The sequence below is a fragment of the Pseudomonas sp. FSL R10-2189 genome (assembly GCF_009600325.1).
Classification (GTDB): domain Bacteria; phylum Pseudomonadota; class Gammaproteobacteria; order Pseudomonadales; family Pseudomonadaceae; genus Aquipseudomonas; species Aquipseudomonas helleri.
This window is the reverse complement of the sequence record NZ_WIVZ01000096.1, coordinates 1-1,419: the sequence shown is the minus strand read 5'-3', so window position 1 is coordinate 1,419 and position 1,419 is coordinate 1. Positions and strand designations below refer to the sequence as shown.

The 1,419-nt window shown below is 52.6% G+C and carries 1 protein-coding gene; it reads right to left on the bottom strand.

Translation table 11 applies throughout. The annotated features are described in order from the left end of the window. Nucleotides 1-12 precede the first annotated feature (12 nt). Nucleotides 13-1,314, bottom strand: a complete 1,302-nt coding sequence (locus GHO32_RS26015) for an ISL3-like element IS1411 family transposase (RefSeq protein ID WP_011920678.1) — start codon at nt 1,312-1,314, stop codon at nt 13-15. Nucleotides 1,315-1,419 lie beyond the last annotated feature (105 nt).

Here is a 1,419-nt window from a genome sequence, read left to right as displayed (position 1 = left end):
GGCTCTTCGCATTTAAGGGTGTAGCTGATTTCTAAACCCTCCTGACTTCAGCAAGCACCTGGCTATGTAATTGGTTAAATTTCTAAAGCCCAAGGCGGTACCTCGTAAGTGCTCAAGTCGCCCGTTGATAGCTTCTGTTGGACCGTTGCTGGTTCCTGGCCGGTCGAAGTAGGCAAGGATGCTCTCAGCGTATTTTTTCAGCGTTTCCCCCAAGCCTTTCACCTCGATGAGCGCTTTGGGCAAGTCGCTGGCTGTAATGATATTTATGACCTCTTCCATGAGTTTTTTACCACGTTTTCGATCCGGCTCGTTGTAGGCGCTGACCACCCGTTGGTACATGCTCCAGGTGCAATCCACTTCGAGGTGGTGCTCATCTGCAAACAGCTGGAACAGTTGCTTTTTGTTGGCGTCAGACAGGTAGCTGATCCGAGTCAGTAGCGTTCGACGGCTTTTGTAGAGCGGGTCATTTTTACGCCCTCTGCGGCCCAGGATGTCGTGTTGCACACGCCGGCGGCATTCATCCAGCATGTTGCTTGCCCAGCGCACGACATGGAAAGGATCCAGCACGGTTTGGGCTTGAGGCAGGGCTTCTTGCGCTGCAGATTTAAACCCCGTAAAACCGTCCATGGCAATGCTTTCGATCTGGTCACGCCACGATTTGGGGCGACTCTGTAGCCATTGCTTAAAGGCTTGTTTGGAGCGGCCTTCCAGCACATCGAGCAAGCGGGCCGGCCCGTTTTTGTTACGCACGGGCGTAAGGTCAACCACGATGGTGACGTACTTGTCACCACAGCGTGTATGTCGCCAAACATGCTCATCCACGCCCAGCACGGTCACACCGTCAAAACGTGTCGAGTCATTAAAAAGCAGGCGCCGTCCTTCGTTGATAATGGCATTATTAGCGGTGTGCCATGCAACATCAAGCTGGCTCGCAACACGAGATACCGACAGATGATCCAGCACGATGGCAGCTAATGCCCAGCGTATCGCCCCATATGAAAGCTTTGAACGTGGAGGTGCTGCACTGTTTGTATCTTCATGCCAGAAACAGCCGCAAGCACAACGCCAGCGACGGATACGCAGCAGCAATCTGGTTGGTCGTTGTCCGTAAGGTGTGTGAGCAAGATGCCTATCGACAGTACCGCGTGAAACACCAGCAGCCCCGCACTTGGGGCATGGCTCGGGTGCTTTGGTTAAACGACATTCGATGACGGCGCGCTCTGCACAAAGATGTTGTCCAGTGGCAGTCAGGCCGAGGTTATTCAGTTGGCAAAAGCTGGAAAGATCAGGGCTAGAAAAGGTAAGATTGTTCACGTCGGGGGCTTAGTTTTTGTTGGTGTGAGAGCTTACATTTTCTAAGATCCTCGACTCCTTTTCCAGCCGGTCAGATTTTTTCTACACCCTTAAATGCGAAGAGCC